Source organism: Aeromonas sp. 603079 (genome assembly GCF_049172135.1).
Taxonomy (GTDB): Bacteria; Pseudomonadota; Gammaproteobacteria; order Enterobacterales; family Aeromonadaceae; genus Aeromonas; species Aeromonas veronii.
This window is the reverse complement of record NZ_JAAKPX010000003.1, coordinates 161,135-185,333: the sequence shown is the minus strand read 5'-3', so window position 1 is coordinate 185,333 and position 24,199 is coordinate 161,135. Positions and strand designations below refer to the sequence as shown.

General features: G+C 59.7%; 24 protein-coding genes. 14 read left to right on the top strand and 10 right to left on the bottom strand.

Annotated features, from left to right (window positions below; all coding sequences use genetic code 11):
* Nucleotides 1-473: 473 nt before the first annotated feature.
* Together G5287_RS03155 and G5287_RS03150 are read left to right on the top strand one after the other, a co-directional pair.
* Entirely contained in the window at nt 474-695 is a 222-nt protein-coding gene (locus tag G5287_RS03155) for a hypothetical protein (protein WP_230599625.1), read from the top strand.
* Nucleotides 696-732: 37 nt separating this feature from the next.
* Nucleotides 733-1,743 (top strand): phage N-6-adenine-methyltransferase, encoded by a 1,011-nt coding sequence (locus tag G5287_RS03150; protein ID WP_421230805.1) that lies wholly within the window; start codon nt 733-735, stop codon nt 1,741-1,743.
* A gap of 2 nt (nt 1,744-1,745) precedes the next feature.
* Here the strand turns inward: G5287_RS03150 and G5287_RS03145 are convergent, their stop codons facing one another.
* Nucleotides 1,746-2,108, bottom strand: a complete 363-nt coding sequence (locus tag G5287_RS03145; protein WP_421230804.1) for a hypothetical protein — start codon at nt 2,106-2,108, stop codon at nt 1,746-1,748.
* A gap of 44 nt (nt 2,109-2,152) precedes the next feature.
* On the opposite strand from G5287_RS03145, the gene G5287_RS03140 reads away from it, so the two are divergent.
* From G5287_RS03140 to G5287_RS03130, 3 genes are all read left to right on the top strand, one after another.
* Nucleotides 2,153-2,347 (top strand): hypothetical protein, encoded by a 195-nt coding sequence (locus tag G5287_RS03140; RefSeq protein WP_075114497.1) that lies wholly within the window; start codon nt 2,153-2,155, stop codon nt 2,345-2,347.
* 81 nt (nt 2,348-2,428) lie between these two features.
* Nucleotides 2,429-2,686, top strand: coding sequence for a hypothetical protein (locus G5287_RS03135; RefSeq protein WP_139462673.1), 258 nt, complete (start codon nt 2,429-2,431; stop codon nt 2,684-2,686).
* A complete protein-coding gene (locus tag G5287_RS03130) occupies nt 2,683-2,877 on the top strand; it encodes a helix-turn-helix transcriptional regulator (protein ID WP_139462675.1) in 195 nt (64 codons plus the stop codon). Before G5287_RS03135 ends, G5287_RS03130 begins: the two co-directional genes overlap by 4 nt.
* On the opposite strand, the gene G5287_RS03125 is transcribed toward G5287_RS03130, so the two are convergent.
* Nucleotides 2,824-4,017, bottom strand: a complete 1,194-nt coding sequence (locus tag G5287_RS03125) for a tyrosine-type recombinase/integrase (protein WP_139462677.1) — start codon at nt 4,015-4,017, stop codon at nt 2,824-2,826. The two genes, G5287_RS03130 and G5287_RS03125, sit on opposite strands and share 54 nt — an antisense overlap.
* Before the next feature lie 183 nt (nt 4,018-4,200).
* Between G5287_RS03125 and sbcB the strand changes: the two genes are divergently transcribed.
* Nucleotides 4,201-5,628, top strand: a complete 1,428-nt coding sequence (sbcB, locus tag G5287_RS03120; protein WP_421230803.1) for an exodeoxyribonuclease I — start codon at nt 4,201-4,203, stop codon at nt 5,626-5,628.
* Nucleotides 5,629-5,783: 155 nt separating this feature from the next.
* On the top strand, nt 5,784-6,284 hold the full coding sequence (locus tag G5287_RS03115) for a hypothetical protein (RefSeq protein WP_005360277.1): 501 nt from the start codon (nt 5,784-5,786) through the stop codon (nt 6,282-6,284).
* Nucleotides 6,285-6,362: 78 nt separating this feature from the next.
* Here G5287_RS03115 and G5287_RS03110 read toward each other — a convergent pair whose 3' ends face one another.
* Complete coding sequence (locus G5287_RS03110) at nt 6,363-8,072, bottom strand: glycoside hydrolase family 36 protein (protein ID WP_421230802.1); 1,710 nt, start codon at nt 8,070-8,072, stop codon at nt 6,363-6,365.
* Between the two features lie 160 nt (nt 8,073-8,232).
* Here G5287_RS03110 and G5287_RS03105 point away from each other — a divergent pair, with 160 nt between their 5' ends.
* The 3 genes from G5287_RS03105 to cdd all read left to right on the top strand — a co-directional run bounded on the left by G5287_RS03105 (nt 8,233) and on the right by cdd (nt 10,342).
* Nucleotides 8,233-8,589, top strand: a complete 357-nt coding sequence (locus G5287_RS03105) for a CidA/LrgA family protein (protein ID WP_421230801.1) — start codon at nt 8,233-8,235, stop codon at nt 8,587-8,589.
* Nucleotides 8,586-9,272 carry an LrgB family protein gene (locus tag G5287_RS03100; RefSeq protein WP_033112624.1) on the top strand — a complete coding sequence of 229 codons (687 nt, stop codon included), beginning with the start codon at nt 8,586-8,588 and terminating at the stop codon, nt 9,270-9,272. The genes G5287_RS03105 and G5287_RS03100 overlap by 4 nt, the downstream gene beginning before the upstream one ends.
* A gap of 185 nt (nt 9,273-9,457) precedes the next feature.
* Nucleotides 9,458-10,342, top strand: coding sequence for a cytidine deaminase (gene cdd / locus G5287_RS03095; protein WP_005333283.1), 885 nt, complete (start codon nt 9,458-9,460; stop codon nt 10,340-10,342).
* 134 nt (nt 10,343-10,476) lie between these two features.
* On the opposite strand, the gene G5287_RS03090 is transcribed toward cdd, so the two are convergent.
* Nucleotides 10,477-11,862 (bottom strand): tryptophanase, encoded by a 1,386-nt coding sequence (locus G5287_RS03090; RefSeq protein WP_421230800.1) that lies wholly within the window; start codon nt 11,860-11,862, stop codon nt 10,477-10,479.
* A 459-nt stretch (nt 11,863-12,321) separates the two neighbouring features.
* Here G5287_RS03090 and G5287_RS03085 point away from each other — a divergent pair, with 459 nt between their 5' ends.
* The 3 genes from G5287_RS03085 to G5287_RS03075 all read left to right on the top strand — a co-directional run bounded on the left by G5287_RS03085 (nt 12,322) and on the right by G5287_RS03075 (nt 15,470).
* A complete protein-coding gene (locus G5287_RS03085; protein WP_081849283.1) occupies nt 12,322-12,486 on the top strand; it encodes a DUF2256 domain-containing protein in 165 nt (54 codons plus the stop codon).
* On the top strand, nt 12,486-14,006 hold the full coding sequence (locus G5287_RS03080; protein WP_421230799.1) for a cryptochrome/photolyase family protein: 1,521 nt from the start codon (nt 12,486-12,488) through the stop codon (nt 14,004-14,006). Before G5287_RS03085 ends, G5287_RS03080 begins: the two co-directional genes overlap by 1 nt.
* 156 nt (nt 14,007-14,162) lie before the next feature.
* Entirely contained in the window at nt 14,163-15,470 is a 1,308-nt protein-coding gene (locus G5287_RS03075; protein ID WP_421230856.1) for a D-amino acid dehydrogenase, read from the top strand.
* Here G5287_RS03075 and G5287_RS03070 read toward each other — a convergent pair.
* On the bottom strand, nt 15,467-15,751 hold the full coding sequence (locus tag G5287_RS03070; protein ID WP_421230798.1) for a hypothetical protein: 285 nt from the start codon (nt 15,749-15,751) through the stop codon (nt 15,467-15,469). The two genes, G5287_RS03075 and G5287_RS03070, sit on opposite strands and share 4 nt — an antisense overlap.
* A gap of 25 nt (nt 15,752-15,776) precedes the next feature.
* On the opposite strand from G5287_RS03070, the gene asd reads away from it, so the two are divergent.
* A complete protein-coding gene (gene asd / locus G5287_RS03065) occupies nt 15,777-16,889 on the top strand; it encodes an aspartate-semialdehyde dehydrogenase (RefSeq protein ID WP_182927845.1) in 1,113 nt (370 codons plus the stop codon).
* 100 nt (nt 16,890-16,989) lie between these two features.
* Here asd and fdhD read toward each other — a convergent pair whose 3' ends face one another.
* The 5 genes from fdhD to G5287_RS03040 all read right to left on the bottom strand — a co-directional run bounded on the left by fdhD (nt 16,990) and on the right by G5287_RS03040 (nt 23,706).
* Complete coding sequence (gene fdhD, locus G5287_RS03060) at nt 16,990-17,874, bottom strand: formate dehydrogenase accessory sulfurtransferase FdhD (protein ID WP_421230797.1); 885 nt, start codon at nt 17,872-17,874, stop codon at nt 16,990-16,992.
* Nucleotides 17,871-20,003, bottom strand: coding sequence for a sigma 54-interacting transcriptional regulator (locus tag G5287_RS03055; RefSeq protein WP_421230796.1), 2,133 nt, complete (start codon nt 20,001-20,003; stop codon nt 17,871-17,873). The genes fdhD and G5287_RS03055 overlap by 4 nt, the downstream gene beginning before the upstream one ends.
* A 416-nt stretch (nt 20,004-20,419) precedes the next feature.
* On the bottom strand, nt 20,420-20,719 hold the full coding sequence (locus G5287_RS03050; RefSeq protein ID WP_234898290.1) for a hypothetical protein: 300 nt from the start codon (nt 20,717-20,719) through the stop codon (nt 20,420-20,422).
* 196 nt (nt 20,720-20,915) lie between these two features.
* Complete coding sequence (gene fdhF, locus G5287_RS03045; protein WP_081376060.1) at nt 20,916-23,060, bottom strand: formate dehydrogenase subunit alpha; 2,145 nt, start codon at nt 23,058-23,060, stop codon at nt 20,916-20,918.
* A gap of 46 nt (nt 23,061-23,106) precedes the next feature.
* Nucleotides 23,107-23,706, bottom strand: coding sequence for a 4Fe-4S binding protein (locus tag G5287_RS03040; RefSeq protein ID WP_040065709.1), 600 nt, complete (start codon nt 23,704-23,706; stop codon nt 23,107-23,109).
* Between the last annotated feature and the right edge of the window lie 493 nt (nt 23,707-24,199).

The window sequence follows — 24,199 nt, the reverse complement described above, 5'->3', positions numbered from 1 at the left end:
CGAAAACCCATCCGCCCTGGCGATGTAAAAAGCCAGGACACAACTCAGTTGGTATTGCAGGGGACGACCGCAGACAACGTGGTTGGCGAGTGAACCGGTGACCAAGGCCAACTGAGGTGTGGTGACCCGCAGCAGGTAGCTGATGGGAAGACCCATCACAATACCCCACCGCTGGGTTAAGCGGATGCCTTGGTCATGCTGTGAATCGTCACCAAGGCCCTCGCCGAGAGGCGACATTTTCGACAGGTAGATCTGCCCGTGAGGGCATACACGTGCCAATAACCAGAACGGCTGACTCACTGTGAAGTGCTCAAGCCACCACCACCAGCGCAATGCATGTGGTAAACGCTCTTTCCTGGTCTCGACAACGAGGCCCTTATCCCACAAGCGATAGCGACCCATCAGCGGGTCACGGACTCCCATTGCCTGTCGCTTGTGTGATGAGACCAATTTAAGAAATGGCGGAGGCATCAATGCACCCAAACGACTTTATTGCCAAACACATCAAGGAAACGCTGGAGAAAGAACAATTCCCTCCCCATGCAATCTCGCTTGGTGTTACTGAAGCAACACGCCATTTCGATCGGACACCCAGCTTTGCCAAGGGGAAGGTGTTTGATGAGTGCCTCAAAGCAGCCCGTGAGGTCGCAAGGGTTGCAAAGAAGGCGGTATCGGCCAAGAAGACCAAACCATGATCCGGGGGACGGATTACAACTGTTTGATGAGGGACACATGAATCATTACGCCGAGGCTCTGGCTCTCTTGCAAGCCCAGCCAGACCACGAACTCAAGCAGATTGGTGACCAGTGGCAAACCCCCAAGGCGCTGGCATGGGGCCTGTTCCACCAATTCGCCCCTACTCTGGGGCCGGTGGTGCTCGACATGTTCGCCGACGATTGCAACTCCTTGTTGCCTAACTACTACGATGCCGAGGACAACGCACTCATCCAGGACCTAGCTGCAGACCTGCGCCGCCTTGGGGGGGCAGCCTTCGCCAACCCCCCCTACTCACGCCCCTGCGTGGATAGCGACGGCAATGCTATCACTGGGATGGAGTCCATCCTCAACTACTGCCGCGAGCAGCGGGCTCTTGGTGCCCAGATCATGCTGCTTATCAAGGCCGCTACCAGCGAAACATGGTGGCCGGAGGATGCCGACTTTATCCAGTTCATAAGCGGTCGCATCGGCTTTGAGGTGCCGAGCTGGTACGTCCCACGGGATCCGAAGAAAGATAAGCCAAGCTCCAGCGGTTTCGCCTCCGCCGTGGTGATATTCGATACCAGCTGGCAGGGGGAACGCCGCCCAGAGGCCCGCCTGCGCCGTGACGACCTGGTTACCACCGGTCAACTCATCCTCGACATGATCCACCGACAGGCAGTAGCACTCAACGAAGAGGCAAGCCGGGCGATCGCGTCCACCAGCCCAGTAATTCCAGTGCCAGAAGCAAAAGTCATTGCTGAACCAACAGCATCGGGGCAACTCGCCACACTCATTACAGGTATTGAGCCACTCCAGGACTGGCAGCAATTCCCGGCAATCAAGGCAGTCATCTATCAGATTGATGAGGCCGAGCTGCTCACTCCAGCCCACACCCGACTGCTCGCCGGATACATTCGAGATCTACTGGATGATGGTACCGATGAAGAGCACACGCTCAGCCACGCTACCCGGATGGCAAAGCATCTGCTGAATCCGAATGAAGAACAGCTCATGCTGGCACTGAACGACGGGGAGGTCGCATGAGCTTAATCCAGCAGGTTGCAGAATGGGTACATGCTAGATCTGGGGGCGCTATCAGCCCTGAAGTGGCGATCGAGTTCTCCCTTACTGTCAGCGAGGCCAGTGTTGTGATGGGACAGATCCACAGAGAGTCCCGCTTCACTACCCGGGTTGAGCACTTCTGTCTCGTTGGAGATAACGGCCGTGGCCGACATACCCGCCGCCTCTATGTGGATGCAGTGAAGCCGCCGCAGTGGCGCAAGACCCCAGTCATTGGCACTTGCGGGGATCAGGTGGTCCGGTTCGATAGCGTCACCGACGCCGAGAACAAGGGCGGCTTTGTTAGGGTTGGCATCACTCGCTGCCTTGCCGGCCAGCAGGAGAAACATGGAGGGTACCGCTGGCAGATAGACACCACCAAAGGAGCAGGCAAATGCACCGCTACAACTACATCCTGAGCGCCACGACCGAACTGGGGTCTGCGCCGGATCGTCTGACCGGCACCATCGAGGCACACCACCCTATGACCCCACAACAGATCAGGTTGGCGGCCATAGAGCAAGCGCCAGCACAATATCTCAACTTCAACGAACTGGAATATCAGGAACGTGAAGGGGGAGTTGATTGAGCGGCTGGCCATCTTGGTTAGCACCACATTGTTTCTGGCCACTCTGGCTGTGATGTAACAACGACTGTCCGGGAGGACACGATGGATATCAGACTCTACCAACGCAATTACCGGGATGACCTCAAGCAAGCCATCCAACAGGAGCAGAGCGCTAGCTACATCGATGCCGCCCTCTCCTACAAGAAGGCCCAGCATCACGCCGCAAGCGCCAGCATGTTGGGCAAAGCCCGGTTCGCCATGGCTCGCCGTATTCATTGCCTCAAGATGGCTAATGACCCGCAATGGAAGCAGGTGAACTCCGAGTACCAGCAACGCTATCAAGCGATGGAGGCATTATGATTGAACCAATCGAGAAAATTGAGCAGAAAGAGCTGCTGGTGATGCTTGGCAAGGGACGGACCGCGCTTTATCACCTGCGCAATAAAGACGCCACGTTTCCCAAGCCAATCGACCACCAGCCGCTGCGCTGGATCAAGTCACACGTCATGGCGTGGATTGATAGCCATAACCGGACTCACAGCCACTCCTAACTCGCGCTGGAGGACTGACCACCAAAGCTCATATGCAGCCCGTTGGTCCTCCAGCCAGTCATGTTTGTTGTACACAGACATCACACCAAGCAATGCGTGCCCCAGCATGGTTTCAGTAACGTGCGGTGATACGCCAAGCTCTGACAACCTGGTCGACAGGGTGCGCCTTGCATCATGAATGCGCCAATGGGGGATCCCCAAGTTGCTGCGTAAGCGGCTCACCAGCCGATTACACGAGTGGATCTCCAGAGGACTATTCCCCTCCCCTTGCCCAGGGAACAGATAGACAGAGTCCACCGACGCCATCCCAGCCCGTTCGAACAGTTGCTTACCTACTGATGTGATGGGGCGACGAATAGGCTTACCGGTCTTGCTGATCTCCGCCGGCACCGTCCAGACCATAGACTCGAAATCCAGGTCTTGGCGCTTGAGCATTCTGGCCTCGGACAGGCGGCACCCATAGACCAGACAAAGTAAATGGATCACCTTGTTACCGGTGCCTGCCCTGCTCGCCTCAATAGCTCGCCAGATCTTGGCAACCTCGGCTACCGTCAACACCCGGTGCCCGGTCTTAGCAGGCGCCCCGACATCCCGAGCCCGTAAGCTCATCATGTTGGGCACGTTGATCGTGCCGCGGCGGATATGCCAGTTGAAGCATGCTTTCAACCCGGTAATGACCGAACGGGTAACACCAGGTGCTCTTTCGCTTATGGCATCGAAATAGCTCAGCCACATGTCCATAGAAATCTGATTGAGTGGCTTGTCTGGTAACCGGTTCTTAACCGAAGAGAAGGTGTAGCGGTAGTTCTTCTGCGTGCCTTCACGACACTCCCGCATCACATACTTCTCGAACCACTCTTCAAAGAGAGCAGCTGGTGTAGGCTCTTCACTGGTTTTAACAATTTGCTCAGGGCCTGCCTTGATTTCCGCGGCCTTGATCCTGGCATCCCGAAGAGTCACCGTAGGGTAACGGCCAATCGTGGTTCTGACTTGTTTCCCATCACGCATATGACGCACTTGGAAGGTGATCAGACCTTTAGGTGACACCCTTATGCCAAGCCCATCACCGTCAGTGACTTCGCTCTGGCCGGAGTATGGTTTACCATTGACGCCTCGCAGCCAGCTGTCTGTAATTGCCATAGCTCACCCAATAAAATTTTGTACTAACAAAATACCATGTTTTGTACTTTGAGTTGTACTAATTGGATGGTGAACATAGGCAGACAGACACAAACAGCAAAGAATTTATTGGGTGCTCAGACAAAGCTGAACACATCATTAAGAACCATATAATCAGAAGCTTAGGCGATAAAACAAGAACACATGAGCACACCCAAGAACCAAACAACACAGCCCACATTCTACTTTCACGACTACGAAACCTTCGGCATCAGCCCCGCCAAGGACAGGCCGTCGCAGTTTGCCGGTATTCGTACCGATGCGGATTTCAACATCATTGGCGAGCCGCTGGTCATCTATTGCAAGCCTCCGGCAGATTACCTGCCAGATCCGGAGGCGTGCCTTATCACCGGTATCACGCCACAGAAAGCGATGAAGGATGGGCTGTGCGAGGCGGATTTCATTCGCCAGATCCACGAGCAATTCGCCACGCCGAATACCTGTGTGCTTGGCTACAACAGCATCCGCTTCGATGATGAGGTGACCCGCTACACCCTCTATCGCAACTTCTATGACCCCTATGCCTACAGCTGGCAGAACGGCAACTCCCGCTGGGATATTCTCGACATGCTGCGAGCCTGCTATGCCCTGCGGCCGGAGGGGATCGAGTGGGCGTTTGACGATGAGGGCAAGCCGAGTTTCCGGCTGGAGAAGCTGACGGTCGCCAACGGCGTCGCCCACGCCAATGCTCACGATGCACTCTCGGACGTGCTGGCCACCATCGAGATGGCCAAGCTGGTGAAAAAAGCCCAACCCAAGCTGTTTGGTTATCTCTTTGACCTGCGTAACAAAAACAAGGTGAAGGCGCTGATTGACGTGGTGACCATGAAGCCGCTGGTGCACGTCTCCGGCATGTTCTCCCCCTGGCAGGGTTGTGCAAGCTGGGTCTCGCCACTTGCCTGGCACCCCACCAACCAGAACGCGGTGATCATGGTGGATCTGACCCGTGACCCCACCCCGCTTATCGAGCTCACCAGCGAGGAGATCCGCGAGCGCCTCTATACCAAAAAAGAGGAGCTGGGGGATCTGGCGGGCATTCCGGTGAAACTGGTACACATCAACAAGTGCCCGGTACTGGCGCCGGCCGCCACCCTGACGGCGGAGCGCGCCGACGAGCTCGGCATCAATCGGGAGCAGTGCCGCAAGAGCCTGGATCTGCTGCGCGCCCACCCCGAAGTACGGGAAAAACTGGTGGAAGTGTTCAATCAGGAGTTCGCCGGCAGCAATGAGAGCGACCCCGATACCCAGCTCTACGCCGGATTCTTTGGCCATGGCGACAAGTCCACCATGGATCTGGTGCGTGCCACCCCCGCGGATCTGCTGGGTGAGCGGGAGTTCGCCTTTACCGACTCCCGGCTGCCGGAGATGCTGTTCCGCTATCGTGCCCGCAACTGGCCACACACCTTGAGCGAAGCAGAGCAGAAGCGCTGGCGCCTGCACTGCAGCGACTACTTCAGCCGCCGTCTGCCGGACTACGTGCCCCTTCTCGAGGCGCTGGCCGAGCAGAACCAGAGTAACGAACGGAACTTTGCGATTCTAAAGAGTCTCTACCACTATCTGGAAGATTTATGAGTTGTGAGTAGTTTCACAATAAATCCTTCCCTCTCATCCCCTTCTTCAGGTCATAATGACGAAGGGGATTTCCCCAAAAACCAATATCTTGCAACATCCTGAGCGGATGTCTCCCAAGCAAGAGATCTTTTTGGCCGAACGGAAGCCATTTGCTGATGCCTCGTCACCACGCACTGCTCGGATTACTGGCCCTGCTGCCGCTGGCAGCCAACGCCGCATACCGGTTCGATGTGCCGGATTATCTTGCTCGCCTGCCCGAGCAGACCTATCGCATCGTAGAACAGAACTTCAACACCCTTTATCAGCAGACTGATTTCACTCCCCTGATCACCAACAGCTACTTCAACGGTTCCCATCTCTACAAGTTTGTCGGGGTACCGCTGGCCATCAGCGCACAGTCAGGTTTCCAGCTGGAGGTGTTTGGTCAGGTCTATAACCGCGCTTCGCAAGCCTATATGCACCTGAGCGAGGATATGTCCCTCTATCGGGTGATGCGGGTCGATCTGATGGGGAACCCCAATGATCAGCTGGCCATCGGTTTTGGTCTGGGGGTACCCATCACCCCGTTGCTGACCCTCAAGGCGATCGCCTCCGGCAGCGATATCCCGGGCTATGGCTCAGCCAAATACGCCGTCGGCTTTGAGTGGCGTTACTGAAAAACGTGGCTGATAACCGCTGATTGAAACAATTCAGGCTCCGTGATGGAGCCTGAATTGTTTATGGTGACGCTGTGATCAGGTGTAGTGGATCACCCGCCCCTCGCCCCCTTGCAGGGTCACGGTTGTGCCGACTGCCTGCCCATGCCAAAAATCGGTTCCCCCTTCCGGCAGCAGAAACTCCTGTGGTTGCCCCTCCCAGTTGAACAGGCAGAGCAGAGTGCCGCCCTCGGGCAGGCTTACTTCGCCACAGGCAAAGTCCATCGACTCGAAACGGGCAGAGGGTGCCCGGGCGGCGCAGAGCGCCAGCAACTTGCGCAGTTGCGCCGCCTGCTCCTCATCGAGATCTTGCAGCCGATCACCCGCCAGCATCATGCCGCCGCTCGCCACCAGCGCTGCCAGATGGAAGCTGTATTCAGCCTGGCTCGCCTGCTGGCTTGGCAGATCCCGCAGACAGATGCAGTCGGGGTCGAGGGCCCAGAGCTTGTCGTTCTGCCAGGCACGGCAGAAGGCCTCGCGGGCAATTTGGCGATAGCGGTGGCCATTGCGCTCCACGTCATCGCTCACCCGCATGCCGTGCACCAAGCCAAGGCTTGGCCAGATGGGGGCGTTGCAACCGAGCAGGAAGGCCCCTTCACCTGCACCACACAGGATGGCGGCCATGCCGCGCCGATAGGCCTCAACCCGAGTGGCTGCCGGCTCGTGGAAACGACCACCGTGGATGGCGCCCCAGAAGTTGGCATCCAGCTTGAAGTAGTGGATGCCCCACTGCTCGCGCAGGGTACGAAACACCTGTTCAAGGTGCGCCTGCACCTCAGGGTGGGTACCGTCCAGCACATACCAGGGAGTACAACGCCAACCGCCATAGGTGACACGCTCGGAGGGGAGCGGCAGGCCGTCATCCCCCTTCACAAACCAGTCGGGGTGATCCTGAAACACCTGCGAACCGGGCTCTGCGATAAAGGGAGCGACCCAGAGGGCGGGCTCGCAGCCAGCCTGTTTGATCTCCGCAGCCAGTGAGGCTACACCTTGCTCGAACTTGGCCGACGGAGTGAGCCAGTCGCCCATTTTGGCCTGATAGCCGTCGTCGATCTGCACATAGCGCAGGGCCGGGAAACGCTCGGCACGCACCTGCAGATTTTCGCGAATGTCGGCGGCGCTCACCTCGGCGTAGTAGTGATACCAGGAGCACCAGCCGCTCGGGCGCTCACTCACCTTGCCGATCAGCGAGCCATGTTCGACCTCGATCAGCCGTGCCAGCTCGGCCAGCAGATCCTCGCGCTCCGCCCCTTCGAGGCAGATCAGTGCCTCGCTCTGCCAGTGCTCACCGGCCGCGAGTTCCCGCCCTTCGCAGTTCATCAGGATCTGCAAGCGACCATCGGGGTAGAGGCGAAACTCCCCGCCAAAACGGTGGCAGCTGGCAAAGGCGAGCAGCAGCCACCCCTTGCCATGCTCCACCAGCAACAGGTTGTGAATGGTGTGATAGCCGTTGTCATCGGTAATGCGATAGACGCTGGCATCGGGGCAACGGCCGACATGTTGTGGTGACTGCCAGCACCCCATGGTCTGGGCCAGCATCTGGAATCCTTCGCCATAGATGGCGCTCTCCACCGGCAGACCAAGCTTGCCGTCAAACAGCACCCAGCGCTCAACCGGGGTGGCATCAGCGCCGGTGTTGTCGAGTCGCACCCGGCACAGGGGCCCTTCCCACTGACGGGTTTGCAGCAGATGGGGTGGCAACGCAGTATCGTTCGCCAGCTGGCGAACTCGGGACAAGAGGGATGTCATCACTACTCCTTGTAGTTCGAACAGGGTTCTATCAAGCACTTTTCAAAAAATGCCAATCAAATCAGCTTCAAACGAACTGATTTCAGTTGTTATTGTTTTAATGCCGCGACCCGGCCTCTCTGGTAAACTGCGGTTTTTCTTCCCAGTCGATGAGGTTCACGTGATCGCGCAACGCGCCTTGCTGTACTTTCGTGACTTTATGGTCATCGTCGCCTGCCTGCTGGCAGGCAAAGCCGTGGCAGCCATCCTGCCTTTCGCCTTTCCCGGCAGCATCATCGGCATGCTGCTGCTGTTTGTGCTGCTCTCCCTGCAACTGATCAAGCTGCAATGGGTTGAGCTGGGGGCAGGCTTGCTGCTGCGCCACATGGGTGTGCTGTTCGTGCCGGTTGCGGTCGGACTGGTGGCCTGGCTTGAGCCCCTGCGCCAATCCTTCGGCGTCATCATGCTCTGCATCGTGCTCGGGATCGTCCTGATCCTCGCCACCGTCGGTCGGCTCTACCAGAGGATGAACAAATGATCTTCTGGCTCGCAATTCCCCTGACCCTGGCGCTCTATTTCGCCACCCGCGCCCTCTATCGACGCCTGCCCTGGCCCATCATCAATCCGGTGCTGGTGCCGACTGCGGTGATCATTGGCCTGCTGCTCTGGCTCGATCTGCCCCTTGAGCAGTACGAGCGCGGCAGCAGCCCCATTACCATGCTGCTGGAGCCCGCCGTGGTGGCGCTGGCGCTACCGCTCTATCAGCAGGCGCGCCAGATCCAGGCCAAGCTCAAGCCTATCCTAATCTGTACCCTCGCCTCCGTCTTGATCTCGGTGTGCACAACTCTGCTGATCGGTCATTTTATGGGCACAGATCCGGCACTGCTCGCTTCGCTTGCCACCAAATCGATTACCACCCCGCTCGCCATGAGCGTCAGCCAGTCCATCGGCGGCATTCCCGCCATCGCGGCCGCCGTGGTGGTGGTGGTGGGGATTGTCGGTGCCCTGATCGGCTACCCGCTGCTCAAACTGCTGAAAGTGACCGACCCGGAAGCTCAAGGGCTCGCCATGGGGGCCTGTGCCCACGCCATCGGCACCGCCACCTCCGCCGAGAAGGGGATCACCCAGGGCGCCTTTGCATCGCTCGCCATGGTGGTGTGCGGCATTCTCACCGCTGCCGTCGCTCCCCTCCTCTTTGCCATCTATCACTGGCTCACCTGACCGATGATTAGCCACCCCGACAGCTCTGCAGCGCTGTCGGGGTGCGACCTGCCGCACAATTTGCACAAGACAAACGTTTCCATTACCATCCCCCTCCGTTTGCCCGTCAGGGCGTGAGCCTGCTCACACATTTACCCGAGCTTGCTCCCTACAATGGCCGCCCAATTGGCCTTTGAGGACACACTATGCATCCCCGTTTTGCCAAGCCATTCGATACCCTCTCTGCCCCGCTCAAAGCAGCCGTGCAGCCCATGCTGGATAGTGCCGACTTCAACGCCCGCTTCACGCCGGAGCAAGTCGCCACCCTGAAAGCCGCCACAGGTCTCGATGATCGCGCACTGCGCCTCGCCCTGTTGCCGCTGGCTGCTGCCTGCTCGGTGGCACCCATCTCCAAGTTTTACGTCGGTGCCATCGCCTGCGGCCTGAGCGGCACCTGGTACTTCGGTGCCAACATGGAGTTTGCGGGGCAAGGTCTGTTCCACTCGGTCCACGCCGAGCAGTCCGCCATCTCCAACGCCTGGCTGGGCGGCGAGACCGGGATCTCTGAAATCACCGTCAACTACACCCCCTGCGGCCACTGCCGTCAGTTCATGAACGAGCTGAGCACCGCCAAGATCCTGAAAGTCTCTCTGCCCGATGACCTGAGTGCCCTGCAATCCTTCCTGCCCCACTCGTTTGGCCCGGCGGATCTCGACATCACGGATGCGCTGATGAGCCCGCAGGATCACGCAGAGCTTGAGCTTCAAAGCGAAGACCCGCTGTGGCAAGCCGCGCTGGCCGCCGCCCGTCAAAGCTATGCCCCCTATAGCCAAGGCTATGCCGCGGTGGCGTTGCAGTTTGCCGATGGCCGCATCTTCTCTGGCCGCTACGCCGAGAATGCCGCCTTCAACCCCAGCCTGCCGCCGATGCAGATGGCCTGCGCCCATGCGGTGCTTAACGGCGAAGATCTCGCCACCATCCGCCGCGCCGTGCTGCTGGAGAATAAAAACGGCCAGATCAGCCAGCGTGACTCCGCCCAGTCCACTCTTAAGGCGCTGGGCTCGGTCGAGCTGGAGTATCAGGCGGTCTGACCCCCGCTTCGCTTCGATAAACGAAAGCCCCCGCACCTTGGTGCGGGGGCTTTTTTACTGTGCCGTTTAACCGGGAGCGGCCAGTGATTCTCACGGTTTGGCGCGGTTGATCACCCCGTCTGACCGGTTGCTGATCAGACCGGTTTCAGCCGTGCGGTGAAATGGCGCAGCAGCGGCGGCTCGTAGTCAAAGGTGAGCCCGCGAATGTCGCTGGCCCGCGCTTTCACCGCGATCAGACAGTCGGCCACATAGTCCATGTGATCCCGGGTATAGACCCTCCGCGGAATGGTGAGCCGCAACAACTCGAAGTCCGCCGCCTCCTGCTTGCCGGTGGCGGGATCGCGCCCGAGCAGCAAGGAGCCTATCTCCACCCCGCGCACGCCCCCTTCCAGATAGAGCTCGCAGGCAAGCGCATGGGCCGGGAACTGCTCGGCCGGAATATGGGGCAGCAGCTTCTTGGCATCCACAAACACCGCATGGCCGCCGGTGGGGGTCTGAATGGGGATACCCGCCTCGGCCAGCCGCTCGCCGAGATAGGCCACCTGACTGATACGATAGGTGAGATACTCCTCATCCATCCCCTCGCGCAGGCCAATGGCGAGCGCCGCCATGTCCCGTCCGGCAAGGCCACCATAGGTGACAAACCCCTCCATCGCCACGCAGCGCACCTGCACCGCGCGAAACAGGTCGAGATCCTCTTTAAAGCAACACAACCCGCCGATATTGACCAACCCATCCTTCTTGGCCGACATGGTGAAGATATCCCCCAGCGCGAACATCTGGCGCACTATCTCATTGATGCCGCACTTCGCATAAGCCGGATCCCGCTCCTTGATAAACCAGGCGTTCTCGGCAAAGCGGGCGGCATCGATCACCACCGGAATATGGTGGCGACGGGCCAGTTCGGAGACCGCCTCCATATTGGTCATGGAGACCGGCTGACCACCGGCGCTGTTGCAGGTCACAGTGATGATGACACCGGCCACGTTGTCGGCCCCCAGGGTCTCGATGGTGTCGCTCAGGCGAGGAAGATCAAAATCCCCCTTCCAGGCATAAAGGGCCGTGGTGTCGAGGGCTTTCGGGGTGAGCAGGTTGATGGCCCGCGCGCCAGCCAACTCCACATGGGCCTTGGTGGTGTCGAAGTGATAGTTGGAGATAAAGACCGGTGCCTTGCCCTTGCAGCGCTTGACCAGCTCGGGGAAGAGGATCTGCTCGGCCCCGCGCCCCTGGTGGGTGGGCATCACATGCTGGTAACCAAAAATGTCGCGCACCGTGCGCTCCAGCTCGACGAAGTTGCGGCTGCCCGCATAGGCCTCATCCCCCATCATGATGCCGGCCCACTGACGATCGGACATGGCACCGGTACCGCTGTCAGTCAGCAGATCGATATAGACATCTTCGGCCAGCAGCAGGAAGGGGTTCCAGCCAGCGGCCTCGAGGGCGGCGCGGCGTTCGGCGCCAGTGGTCTGTTTGATGGGCTCGACCATCTTGATACGAAACGGCTCGGGTATACGACGCATAAAAGACTCCTCACCGGCGCTAGGCCAGTGTGTATGAAATCGGGATTGGCAAAGAGGCCGGGGCGATCAGGGTCGTCCGGCTGACACATTCAAACGGCGGGTGCCGCCAATCAGCGGTGAGGAAAGTCGAAGGTGAGAATGGGATCCCGGGTATACCAGTGGGCGAGCAGGCAAGCTGCCCGGGGCGTAGCTGTCATGATTGGCATCACTCCCCTCCATATCGGTTGTAGACAGTCGGTGGCCAACAAGATCCATTGATGGATGCTGCCAACGGCAGCCTCGCCACGTTAACGGCTGGTTAATTTGCAAACAAGAGATGCTCTGACAGGCTGTGCGCCCGCTCACAAAGTGCACATCTGCGCGGCAAACTGGCAGTGAGGTTGATCCGTCCACGCCCCCGGTTCGTTATTCTCCCTACCCACACGCCACATCCCCCATCAGCCAAGGCCGGAAGCCATCATGCATCGCAAACCCCATCTGCCCGAGAAGATCTGCCCCGTCTGCCAGCGCCCCTTCAGCTGGCGGCGCAAGTGGGCGCGCAGCTGGGAGGAGGTTCGCTACTGCAGCGAGCGCTGTCGCCACGCTCGTCACAGCAGCCAGCAACCTGAGGGGGAGCGAGTCTGATGGAGCTGCGCCTGATTCTCGGCGATCAGCTGAATGCCGGTCACAGCTGGTTTCGCACCCTGGATCCGGCAATCTGCTATCTGATGGCGGAGCTGCGCCAGGAGACCGACTACTGTCGCCACCACCGTCAGAAGGTGCTGGCCTTCTTTGCCGCCATGCGCGCCTTCGCGGCGGCCCTTGGCAAGGCGGGCCACCGAGTCTGTTACCTGACTCTTGATGAGAGTGCCCGCTGGCCCGACTTGCCCGGCTTGCTGGAGGCTCAGCTCGAAGCACATCAGGCCGACAGCTTCGCCTGGCAGAGCCCGGATGAGTGGCGCCTCGCCAGCCAGTTGAAAAGCTGGGCGACGGGCCTTGCCATCCCTGCTACCGAGGTGGAGAGCGAACATTTTCTCACCCCCCGCGATGGCTGGCAGCGCTATCCCCACAGCCGGATGGAGTTCTTCTACCGCGCCCTGCGAAAGCAATATCAAGTGCTGCTCGATGAGCGCGGCCAACCCCTTGGCGGGCGCTGGAATTTTGATGACGAGAACCGCGCCAAACTGCCGGCGAGCCAGCCAATCCCGGCCCCCCTCACCTTTGCCAACGAGGTGAGCGACATCGATGCCATGCTGACCCGCCACGGGGTCAGCACCATCGGCGAGGCGGATGCCAGCAAGCTGCCGTGGCCCATCACAAGGCGTCAGAGTCGCGAGTTGCTGACCCATTTTCTGGCCCACTGCCTGCCCCACTTTGGCCGCTATCAGGATGCCCTGAGCGAGCGGGGCTGGAGTCTGTTTCACAGCCGACTGTCGTTTTCCCTCAACAGCAAGATGCTTCATCCGCTTGAGGTGATCCGCGCAGCCGAAGCCCACTGGCAGGCCAATCAGGCCACCATCACCCTGGCGCAGGTGGAGGGCTTTATTCGCCAGATCCTCGGCTGGCGCGAGTTTGTCCGTGCCCTTTACTGGGAAAAGATGCCGGACTATCAGCAGACCAATTTTCTCGTGGCCAACCGGCCGCTGCCCGGTTTCTTCTGGAATGGAGAAACAGACATGGCCTGCGTGCGCCACGCCATAAACCAATCCCTTGAGCACGGTTACGCCCACCATATCCAGCGGCTGATGGTGACCGGCAACTTTGCCCTGCTGGCGGGGATTGACCCCGATGAGGTGGATCAGTGGTATCTCGCTATCTATGTGGATGCCATCGAGTGGGTGGAGCTGCCCAACACCCGCGGCATGAGCCAGTTTGCCGATGGCGGCCTGATGGGCAGCAAGCCCTACGCCAGCAGCGGCGCCTATCTCGAGCGGATGGGCCACTACTGCAAGGGGTGCCACTATCAGGTCAAAGCCCGCCACGGCGACGGGAGTTGCCCCTTCAACAGCCTCTACTGGCACTTTCTTTGGCGCAATCGGGACAAACTGGGCGGCAATCCCCGCCTCGCCCTCCCCTATGCCAACTGGGATGGCCAAGCCGCCGAACAGCAGCAGGCCATTCTGGCGACGGCGGAGCAGTACCTGATCCACCTTGAGCAGCTGTAAGCGGACCATGTCCCCTGACACATACCCCTGACAACAGCGCAGCGATTTACGCTGATAATCAGGCGTGCTATCGCACCAAACACCAGCCTGTGACTGGCTGGCAGACGGAGATCCCAATCCTGCGCAGAGCGGTTGAATATCCTGTGGCGGCTGATTATGGTGGTGGCCACATCAGGAGATCAGTCAAGGAAAGACGATATGGAGATAGTGGTTCTCGGTGGCGGCGTGATCGGGGTAACCAGCGCCTGGTATCTGGCCAAAGCGGGTCACAAGGTGACCTTGCTGGAGCGACAAGGGGGCGTTGCCCTTGAAACCAGCCATGCCAACGCCGGGCAGATATCCCCGGGCTATGCAGCCCCCTGGGCAGCTCCCGGCATCCCGCTCAAGGCGGCCAAATGGATGCTGCAAAAGCATGCCCCCTTCACCGTGCGCCCCACTGCCGATCCCTTCCAGCTGCGCTGGATGCTGAAGATGCTCGCCAACTGCACCCCGACCGCCTATGCCACCAACAAGGGGCGCATGGTGCGTCTGGCCGAATACAGCCGCGACTGCATGAAGCTGCTGCGCGACGAGCTGAACATCGATTACGAAGGACGCCAGCTCGGCACCCTGCAGCTGTTTCGCAGCCAGTCCCAGCTCGATGCCAGTCAACGCGATATCGAGGTGCTGGAGGAGTACGGCGTCCCCTACCAGTCGCTGGATGCCAGCGGCTGCGAGGCGGCAGAGCCTGCGCTGGCGCGGGTACGTGGCAAAATCGTCGGCGGCTTGCGTCTGCCCGGCGACGAGACCGGCGACTGCTTCCGCTTCACCAAGGCCCTTGCCCTTGAAGCCGAGAAGCTCGGGGTCAGGTTCGTCTTCAACTGCGACATCGACGAGATTGAGCAAGCCCGCGGCCGCGCCGTGGCGGTGCGGGCGGGCGAGCAGCGCTATCGCGCCGATGCCATCGTCTGTGCGCTCGGCAGTTATACTACCGGCTTTTTGCGGCCGCTGCTGCGCCCGCTCGGGCTTGAGCTGCCGGTCTATCCGGTCAAGGGCTACTCCCTCACCCTGCCGATGATCAACGCAGATGCCGCGCCGCGCAGTACCGTGCTGGACGAGACCTACAAGGTGGCCATCACCCGTTTTGACGAGCGGATCCGGGTCGGCGGCATGGCGGAGCTGTCAGGCTACAACCTCGCCTTGAATCCGAGGCGCCATGACACTCTGGCGATGGTGGTCGGCGATCTCTTCCCCGAGGGGGGTGATATCAGCAAGGCTGAATTCTGGACCGGCCTGCGCCCCATGACGCCGGACGGCACCCCGCTGGTGGGGCCGAGCCCCATTCCCGGCCTCTGGCTCAATACTGGCCACGGCACCCTGGGCTGGACCATGGCGGCCGGTTCGGGTCAGCTGTTGTGCGATCTTATCAGCGGCAGCGAGCCCGCCATCAGCGATGAGGGGTTGACCCTGGCCCGTTACGGCTAAGCGCCTAAGCTGTCGGGCTGTTTAACCCACTTTATTGACAGGCCACCGCCATAAGCGGTGGCCTTTTCATCGTTACTGCGCCCCGTTTTGTTCCTCGCTCCGCCGTTGCCGCTTATTGCAGCGAACGGCACAGAATATTGCGCAATTCGACTTGCGCCCGCCGCCACAATCCGTAATGTGGATAGACGCATTTTTCGCAGCGCATATTTTTTAAATGGCTTGTAAAGACCTTGTAAATGGCCTTCGCCAGCAGGGACGCAGGCGTGCAACACCCCTTTCATTAGCAGCAATCCAGGGTAGGACATTATGAAAAAAGTAGGTTTGGTCGGTTGGCGTGGCATGGTGGGATCGGTTCTGATGAGCCGGATGCAGGAAGAGCAGGATTTCGCCCATATTCAACCCACCTTCTTCACCACCTCCCAGGCCGGTGAGGCCGCCCCCAACTTCGGCGTCGATGCCGGTACTCTGCAGGACGCCTTCGATATCGAGGCGCTGACCAGGCAGGATATCATCATCACCGCGCAAGGCGGCGACTACACCAAGGATGTCTATCCGCGCCTGAAAGCCGCCGGCTGGCAGGGTTACTGGATTGACGCCGCCTCCGCCCTGCGGATGGAGAAGGACGCCGTCATCATTCTGGATCCGGTCAACGGCGACGTCATCGAGCATGCACTGAACAACGGCATCAAGACCTTCGTTGGCGGCAACTGCACCGTCAGCCTGATGCTGCTGGCCCTTGGCGGCCTGTTCAAGGCCGATCTGGTGGAGTGGGTCAGCGTGGCCACCTATCAGGCTGCCTCCGGTGGCGGTGCCCGCCATATGCGCGAGCTGGTCACCCAGATGGGGATGCTGCGTGACGAAGTGGCGGTCGAGCTGGCCGACCCTGCCTCCGCCATTCTCGATATCGAGCGCAAGATCACCGAGAAGACCCGCTCCGGCACCCTGCCGGTCGACAACTTCGGCGTACCGCTGGCCGGTGGCCTTATCCCCTGGATCGACACCAAGCTCGACAACGGCCAGAGCCGTGAAGAGTGGAAGGGTCAGGCCGAAACCAACAAGATTTTGGGTATCGAAAACGCCGTCATTCCGGTGGATGGTCTCTGCGTGCGGATCGGCGCCCTGCGCTGCCACAGCCAGGCGTTCACCATCAAGCTGAAAAAGGATGTGCCGCTGGCGGAGATCGAAGCGCTGCTGGCAGCCCACAACGACTGGGTGAAAGTGATCCCCAACGATCGCGACATCACCGCCCGCGAGCTGACTCCGGCCGCCGTTACCGGCACCCTCAGCATTCCGGTGGGTCGTCTGCGCAAACTCAATATGGGCCCTGAGTATCTGGCCGCCTTTACCGTGGGTGACCAGCTGCTGTGGGGCGCCGCCGAGCCGCTGCGCCGCATGCTGCGTATCCTGCTGGCGCGCTAATCCGCCACAGAAGCAGAGACAACAAGGGCGGGGAGTCACACTCCCCGCCCTTTTTATTAGCTGTTTTTATAAGCCCTTTAGCAGGCTCTCACTCTTGCTGTTACTTAAGCAGGATACGCTGACACCCGCTGTAGATCTCGGCCCGCCCGGGACGGCAAAAGCCCACCAAAGTGAGCCCGGTCTGCTCGGCCCGCTCGACTGCAAGCTCGGTGGCAGCCGAGATGGCGAGCAAGATCTCCACCCCGGCGCTGGCGCACTTTTGCACCATCTCGAAGCTGGCGCGGCTGGTCACCAGAATGGCTCCGTCACGGCGGCCAGTGCGGCACAAGTGCCCCACCAGCTTGTCCAACGCAATATGGCGTCCCACATCCTCGCGGATGGCGAGAATGTTGCCCTCACCATCCAGATGCACTGCCGCATGGGTGGCGCCGGTGCGCTGGCCCAGCAGCTGGAGCGGGCGCAGCGCGCTCAGCACCTTGTCGATATGGCCCACCGCCAGACGCTGACTGTCGGGCAAGCTTGGCTGGGTGCGGATCACCTGCTCCAGACTCTCGCTGCCGCAGATGCCGCAACCGGTGCGTCCCGCCATGGTGCGCCGCTTCTCTTTGAGGCGATGAACGCAGCGATTGGCCAACGTGATATGCAGCTCAATCCCCTGACAGCCGTCGATCTGCTCGATGTCGTGGATATCGAGCAGGCTGTCGATGATCCCCTCAGAAAGAGAGAAGCCGATGGCGAAATCCTCCAGATCGGAGGCCGAGCACATCATCACGCTGTGGGCGATGCCGTTGTAGACCAGCGCCACCGGCGTCTCGGAGGGGAGCGCCATTTCGCTGTCGCAGGTCAGTGCATCGGCGCGGTAGTGCACCACCTCGCGGTGGATGGCGCAGCGGGCCAGCTCGTTCTGTTCTCTCTGCTCGCACTGTTCGTTCTGTTTTTGCTCGCTCCGCTCACTACGCGCCTCCAGCTCAAGTAGCTCTCTCATGGTGCGACCCCGTCAATGATCTCGGGATCTCGGGCTGAAATACCGAGCCGCTTCATTTTCGAAAGCAAGGTGGTGCGCTTCATGCCAAGGCGGTTGGCCGCCCCCCGCTCGCCAGCGACGATGCCGTTGCAGTCGCGCAGGGCGGCGATGATCGCCTCGCGCTCATCGGTCGGCCCCTCCTCGGCAAAGAGCGGCGTGGCGGGCTCGTCATACACCAGGGTCTCAATCTTGTGATAACCCTTGAGGGGCATCAGCTCATCGGGCGAGAGGTTGAGCACATGGCCACGGGTCATCACCACGGCGCGCTCGATGACGTTCTCCAGCTCGCGGATATTGCCGTACCAGGGGAGTGACACCAGCATTTTCATGGCATCGGCGGGGATCGAGGTGATGGTGCGGCGCATCCGCTTGGCGATCTTCTTGATAAAGAAATTGACCAGCAGCGGAATATCCTCGCGCCGCTCCCGCAGGGGTGGCAGCTCGATGGGAAAGACGTTGAGCCGGTAGTAGAGATCGCTTCGAAAGCGCTTGTTCTTGACCATGGAGAGCAGATCGCAGTTGGTGGCGGCCACCAGCCTTACATCCACTGCGATGGGGTTGCTGTTGCCCACCCGCTCCAGCTCGTGCTCCTGCAATACCCGCAACAGTTTGGGCTGCAAGTCCAGCGGCATATCCCCCACTTCATCGAGGAACAGGGTGCCTTTGTGGGCCCGCTCGAAACGGCCGATCCGCTGGGTCAGGGCGCCGGTAAAGGCCCCCTTCTCGTGGCCAAAGAGATCGCTCTCGATAAGGCCGGTGGGGATGGCGGCGCAGTTCACCTTCACCATCTCGTGGTCGTGGCGGGCACTCAGGGCGTGAATGGCCTGGGCGATCAGCTCCTTGCCGGTGCCGGTCTCGCCGAGGATCAGCACGGTACTGTCGCTCTCGGCCACCAGCCGCACCTTCTCCAGCACGCTCTCCATCACCGCGCTCTGGTAAATGATGTGGGGGAACTCTCCCTGCATCTGCGGCTCGTTGATGCGAATGGTCTTCTCTTTGGCTCCGTTGGTGTTGGAGATCTCCTGCTGCGCCTGCACGTTGTTCATGGCAATGGCCGTGCGCGCCGCCACCTGCTCCAGCAAGGAGATATCGATATCGGCAAAGAAGTCGGCGTTGGGGTGCGAGAGGATCAACACCCCCAGCAGGTTGCCCCGATAGCGCAGCGGCAAAATGCAGGAGCTGTCGGCCTCGGGCGGCAGGATCTGGGAGGTAAAGCGGCAGCGATTGCTGCAACCGTGGCCGTGTTCGCGATAGACAAAAAACGGCTCGCTGTGGCCAAGGGCCCCCTGCAGACACTTCTTTTCAAAACAGGAGTGATCGATGATGCCCGGCTGATCGCTCTGGTGCTGATTGACCAGATAGCTCTTGAAGCTGTCGGAGGTGGCGTTGTACTCCGCCAGACACAAGCTGCTGATGCCGAAGTGGTGATGCAGGATGGTAAACAGGCTCTTGGGCAGCTCGGCGATGCGCACCAGTTTGATTACCGCGTTGGTCACATCCACCAGAATTTTGCAGCTGTCGCGCTCAAGACGCAGGGAGTTGGCCTGCTCCAGGGTGCGCTCCTTGTCGAGCACGTTCTCCAGCGCAATGGCGATAATGGCCGCCAGCTGGGTCAGCTTGGCGAGGGTCTCCATGGTGAAGCTGTCTAGCTGGGTGTTGATAAACTCGACCCCGCCAAGGTGGCTGCGGGCGGTGGTGATGGGGAGCTGGCAGTAGGAGCGCAGCCCCCCGTAGACCCCTTCGCGATCCAGCGCCGGGCAGCGATTCTCAAAGCGGGCGGCAGCGAGAATGATGGCCTGTTCCGGGGTCTCTTTGGCAGGACGGGGGGAGAGGTGCAGCTCTGCCTTGGGGCAGACCAGATGCTTTGGGCCGGAATGTCCCATGAAGTAGAAGATGGCCTCCTCGTCTGCACCCATGTTGAGGATCAGGTTGACCCGGGTCACGCCGCCAAAGCTGGCATCTATCTTGTTGAGTTTGTGGATAAAATCATCGAGCGTCACGGCCGACAGGAGGGATTTGGAGAGCAGGAGGAAACCGTCGTCCCAGATGGGAGAGATCTCGTCCAGGGGGATGGCACTCACATTTAGCATTGCGGCCTCACGTTATATCGATTTAGTCACCAGTCAGGCTGTCCATGCCATCGCATCACGACAAGCACCCGTCACCAAAATAAATAGCCGCAGCCCGTAAAAGCGGCTGCCAATAAGAAAAGCGGTGACGAAAATTGTCGCATGTTGCAATTCCAGAGTTGTTATTAACGAACGACAACAAAAAGTAACATCGTTATCGGGGGATATATTGGAATGGCGACTCATCATAGATGAGCTCAAATTTCATTACAATCCGATTTAATATATCTGACGGCCATATTTAACCGGTTATTTCATCAGTTCTTGATCTCAATTAAGGCGCCCGAAAAGTGGGCCGCCGTCAACTGTCAGATCTGCCTCTCCTCTTCGCTGACTGCGGGTTTCAAGATGGCATTTGCTGCCCATCCATCAGCAATTTACGAAGTGATGATCCGGCTATGGCAGCACTTCAGGCCACCGAAGATAAAGAGGGCCGACAGGCTCTGGAAGGCCATCAGCAGCCAGCTGGCGTTGTCGGCAAGCTCGGCGGTGACGCTCTGGTGCGTGAGGTAGACCAGCAGGGTGATCACCCCCAGCAGCAGGCCGTTGATCAAGGTGGTGGAGATAAACCCGATCAGCCAGGCACTGGAAATACTCAAGGCGGAAAATACGCTGCCCATGGCGAGCCGTGCAGCCATAAAACAGCCGAAAAAACCGAAGCCGAGCAGAAATATCATCTCGTCGCGCCAAATATAGCAACCTATTCCTAGCAATATCGCCGCCAGATAGGTGCCAATATAGAAAATTCCGAATAAGCGACCAATTTCATGTTGCATCATTTATCCCCTGTTTTTGGGTAATAAAAGGGTGCCCGACTCGATAAATCCGAGTCGGGTTCCCTTATTTGTGCAGAACGTCCTTTTTTAGGGCGGGTCAGCCCTTGGCTGCGCTGCGCAATTTCGCCTTGAGCGCGCTGTATTCAGTCTGGACATACACTTCCGCCTCAGGCTGATTGTCGATGCGCTCGATCTTCACCGCGCAGTACTTGTACTCCGGCGTGTGGGAGACGGGATCGACGTGCTCGATGGTGAGCTCGTTGCAGGCCCCGATCCACCACTGGTAGGTCATGTAGACCACCCCGGCGTTGACCCGGTCGTTGTAGTTGGCACGGGTGATCACCTTGCCACGGCGCGACGAGATCCAGACCAGCGCCTGATCCTTCACCCCAAGCTTTTTGGCATCGCTCGGGTGGATCTGCACATAGCCCGGCTCATCGGCCAGGGTTTGCAGCGCCGAGCAGTTGCCGGTCATGGAGCGGCAGGAGTAGTGACCCACCTCGCGCACGGTGGAGAGCACCAGCGGGTACTCCGCACAGGGCTGCTCCAGCGGCGGCCGCCACTCGGAGGCGATCAGCTGACCCTTGCCGCTCGGGGTGGTGAACACATTCCCCTCGAACAGAGTGCTGGTGCCCGGGTGATCCTCGGTCGGACAGGGCCACTGCACGCTCTTGAGATCGGCCATCTTGTCGTAGCTGACCCCGGCGTAGAGCGGGCAGAGCGCACGCATCTCGTCCCAGATCTCTTCGGTGTTGTGGTACTCCATGGGATAACCCATGGCGGTCGCCATCAGCGAGAAGATGGCCCAGTCCGGCTTCACGTTCTCGGGGGGCGTCACCGCCTTGTAGAAACGCTGGAAGCCGCGATCCGCCGAGCTGTAGACCCCTTCATGCTCGCCCCAGCTAGTGGCGGGCAGAATGACGTCGGCCATCTCGGCGGTCTGGGTCATGAAGATATCTTGCACGATCACCAGCTCCATCCCCGCCAGAGTGCGGCGGAACTGACCCAAGTCAGCCTCGGTCTGGGCCGGGTCTTCACCGAAGATGTAGAAGGCCTTGCACTTGCCCTCCTCTACCTTATGGCCAAGCTCGGTCAGGCGATAGCCGGGCTTTTGGGAGAGCGACTCCACGCCCCACGCCTTGGCAAACTTGGCGCTGATGGCGGGATCGGCCACCGACTGATAACCCGGGAACTGGTGCGGCAGCATCCCCATGTCACAGGTGCCCTGCACGTTGTTCTGGCCGCGAACCGGCCCGCAACCGGTGCCGCGGCGACCGAAGTTGCCGGTCAGCAGCGCCAGACCCGCCAGCCCCTTGACCACGTCCACCGCCTGACCGTACTGGGTCACCCCCATGCCCCACAGGATCATGGACGCAGGCGACTCGGCATAGGTGCGAATGGCGGCGCGGATATCGGCGGCTTTGAGGCCAGTGATCCCCTCGACATATTCCGGGGTGTACTTGGCCACCGTCGCCTTGAAAGTCTCGAACCCTTCGGTGTAGTTGGCGACAAACGCCTTGTTGTAGAGCCCTTCGTTAATCAACACGTTGGCGAAGGCGTTAACCAGCGCCATGTTGGAACCGTTTTTGAGCGGCAGCCACTGATCGGCGATACGGGCGGTCTCCACCATGCGGGGATCACACACAATCACCTTGGCCCCGTTTGCCTTCGCCTTGAGGATATGGCGGGCGACGATGGGGTGAGAGTCAGCAGCGTTGTAACCAAACACCAGCAGGCACTTGGTCTCTTGAATTTCGGGAATGGCGTTGCTCATGGCGCCGTTACCTACAGTTGTCTCCAGACCGGAGACTGAGGGTGCGTGTCACACCCTCGCGCAGTGGTCGACGTTGTTCGTCCCAATCACCGCACGAGCAAATTTCTGCATCACATAGTTGGCTTCATTGCCGGGGCCACGGGCAGAGCCGGTGGTCATGATGGCGTCCGGGCCATATTTCGCCTTGATGGCAGAGAGACGGCTGCTGGCAAACTCGATCGCTTCATCCCAGGAGACGGCCTCGAACTTGCCACCGCGCTCGCGGCGGATCATCGGGCTCTTGAGACGGGGGGTCAGCAGGTTGGTGTCGTTCAAAAAATCCCAACCGTAATAGCCCTTGAGGCAGAGCTGCCCCTCGTTGGTCCGGCCGTTGGCGCCTTCAGCCCCCACCACCTTGTCGTTTTCAACCAGCAGGTTGATTTTGCAACCGGTGCCGCAATAGGGGCACACGGTAATGACTTTTTTCATGACTCACACTCTTGTTTGTTAACGAAAAACGGCTCGGCAAGCCCGCTCACACCCGCGCCGGCATCGCCAGCAGTGCCTCGGCACTGGCCAGCTGTTTCTGCCGGTTCAGGGTTTCAAGATGCTCCGGCGTGACCAGCCGCAGCGCCTGGGTCGGACACACCTCGACACAGGCCGGGCCCGCCTCGCGGTGACGGCAGAGATCGCACTTGAGCGCCTGCGCCTTGGTCTGCGGACGCTTGAAGAGCGAATCGGCAGCGGGTGCCACCTCTTTGAGCACCACCGCCATGGCGCCGTAAGGACAGGCCACCACGCAGGACTTGCAGCCGATGCAGCGCTCCTGCAACACCTTGACGCAACCATCCTCGCTGACGATGGCATTGTTCGGGCAGGCCATGGCGCACGGCTTGTCTTCACACTGGCGGCAGAGCACCGGCGTGGTCACCTTGCTGCCCACGATCACCTTCAGGCGCGGCTGAAAGTAGCTGTCCTTGGAGACCAGATGTCCATCCTCGATGGCAAGATGCAGGCCGCCCTCCCGCTCAAGGGTCCCGCTGCAAGACCCTGACTGGTGTGAAACGGCGCAGGCCACCTCACAGGTACGACACCCAATACAGAGACTGGGATCTGCAATCACGAAGCTGTTCATAGAGAGGGATCCTAAATGGTTCGTTACACCGGGCCGCCCGCCGACAGGCAAAGAGGCGGCCAGCCCCACACAAAGCATTTATCAGACCAAAACGGGCCGAGGGTGCGATAAAAATTCACAAGCAACTGAAAATAAAGAAGTAATCAGAAAAATTTTCGTGCTGAACGCCACCCCTGACGAGGGTGACGACGGGGTGGGAAGTGTGATCGACACGACAAAAGTGACGAGCTCGACACCGGCTGACCAGCCTCTGCCCCAGCCGCATAAGGAGCAGTTCGAAGGCGTTTGCAGCCAGGTTCGGCCACTCCAAACCGGGCAAGCGGAGGAATGACATCCGGGGAGAAAAGCCATGCCAAGGGCCAAAAATGGACAGTGCAGCACGCCAAAGCCGCTTGGAGTGGCGGCAAGTTGTTTGGCTTTCTCTCGATAAAACAAGAGATCATCAAGCAAAACTGAAGATCATCAAGCAAAACTGAATACAGACAAACACAAA

Bases quoted from the DNA above. Each gene is read 5' to 3' on its own strand.
- G5287_RS03155 (WP_230599625.1), top strand. From the start codon at position 474: ATGCACCCAAACGACTTTATTGCCAAACACATCAAGGAAACGCTGGAG.
- G5287_RS03150 (WP_421230805.1), top strand. From the start codon at position 733: ATGAATCATTACGCCGAGGCTCTGGCTCTCTTGCAAGCCCAGCCAGAC.
- G5287_RS03145 (WP_421230804.1), bottom strand. From the start codon at position 2,108: ATGTTTCTCCTGCTGGCCGGCAAGGCAGCGAGTGATGCCAACCCTAAC.
- G5287_RS03140 (WP_075114497.1), top strand. From the start codon at position 2,153: ATGCACCGCTACAACTACATCCTGAGCGCCACGACCGAACTGGGGTCT.
- G5287_RS03135 (WP_139462673.1), top strand. From the start codon at position 2,429: ATGGATATCAGACTCTACCAACGCAATTACCGGGATGACCTCAAGCAA.
- G5287_RS03130 (WP_139462675.1), top strand. From the start codon at position 2,683: ATGATTGAACCAATCGAGAAAATTGAGCAGAAAGAGCTGCTGGTGATG.
- G5287_RS03125 (WP_139462677.1), bottom strand. From the start codon at position 4,017: ATGGCAATTACAGACAGCTGGCTGCGAGGCGTCAATGGTAAACCATAC.
- sbcB (WP_421230803.1), top strand. From the start codon at position 4,201: ATGAGCACACCCAAGAACCAAACAACACAGCCCACATTCTACTTTCAC.
- G5287_RS03115 (WP_005360277.1), top strand. From the start codon at position 5,784: ATGCCTCGTCACCACGCACTGCTCGGATTACTGGCCCTGCTGCCGCTG.
- G5287_RS03110 (WP_421230802.1), bottom strand. From the start codon at position 8,072: ATGACATCCCTCTTGTCCCGAGTTCGCCAGCTGGCGAACGATACTGCG.
- G5287_RS03100 (WP_033112624.1), top strand. From the start codon at position 8,586: ATGATCTTCTGGCTCGCAATTCCCCTGACCCTGGCGCTCTATTTCGCC.
- cdd (WP_005333283.1), top strand. From the start codon at position 9,458: ATGCATCCCCGTTTTGCCAAGCCATTCGATACCCTCTCTGCCCCGCTC.
- G5287_RS03090 (WP_421230800.1), bottom strand. From the start codon at position 11,862: ATGCGTCGTATACCCGAGCCGTTTCGTATCAAGATGGTCGAGCCCATC.
- G5287_RS03085 (WP_081849283.1), top strand. From the start codon at position 12,322: ATGCATCGCAAACCCCATCTGCCCGAGAAGATCTGCCCCGTCTGCCAG.
- G5287_RS03080 (WP_421230799.1), top strand. From the start codon at position 12,486: ATGGAGCTGCGCCTGATTCTCGGCGATCAGCTGAATGCCGGTCACAGC.
- G5287_RS03075 (WP_421230856.1), top strand. From the start codon at position 14,163: ATGGTGGTGGCCACATCAGGAGATCAGTCAAGGAAAGACGATATGGAG.
- G5287_RS03070 (WP_421230798.1), bottom strand. From the start codon at position 15,751: ATGAAAGGGGTGTTGCACGCCTGCGTCCCTGCTGGCGAAGGCCATTTA.
- asd (WP_182927845.1), top strand. From the start codon at position 15,777: ATGAAAAAAGTAGGTTTGGTCGGTTGGCGTGGCATGGTGGGATCGGTT.
- fdhD (WP_421230797.1), bottom strand. From the start codon at position 17,874: ATGAGAGAGCTACTTGAGCTGGAGGCGCGTAGTGAGCGGAGCGAGCAA.
- G5287_RS03055 (WP_421230796.1), bottom strand. From the start codon at position 20,003: ATGCTAAATGTGAGTGCCATCCCCCTGGACGAGATCTCTCCCATCTGG.
- G5287_RS03050 (WP_234898290.1), bottom strand. From the start codon at position 20,719: ATGATATTTCTGCTCGGCTTCGGTTTTTTCGGCTGTTTTATGGCTGCA.
- G5287_RS03040 (WP_040065709.1), bottom strand. From the start codon at position 23,706: ATGAACAGCTTCGTGATTGCAGATCCCAGTCTCTGTATTGGGTGTCGT.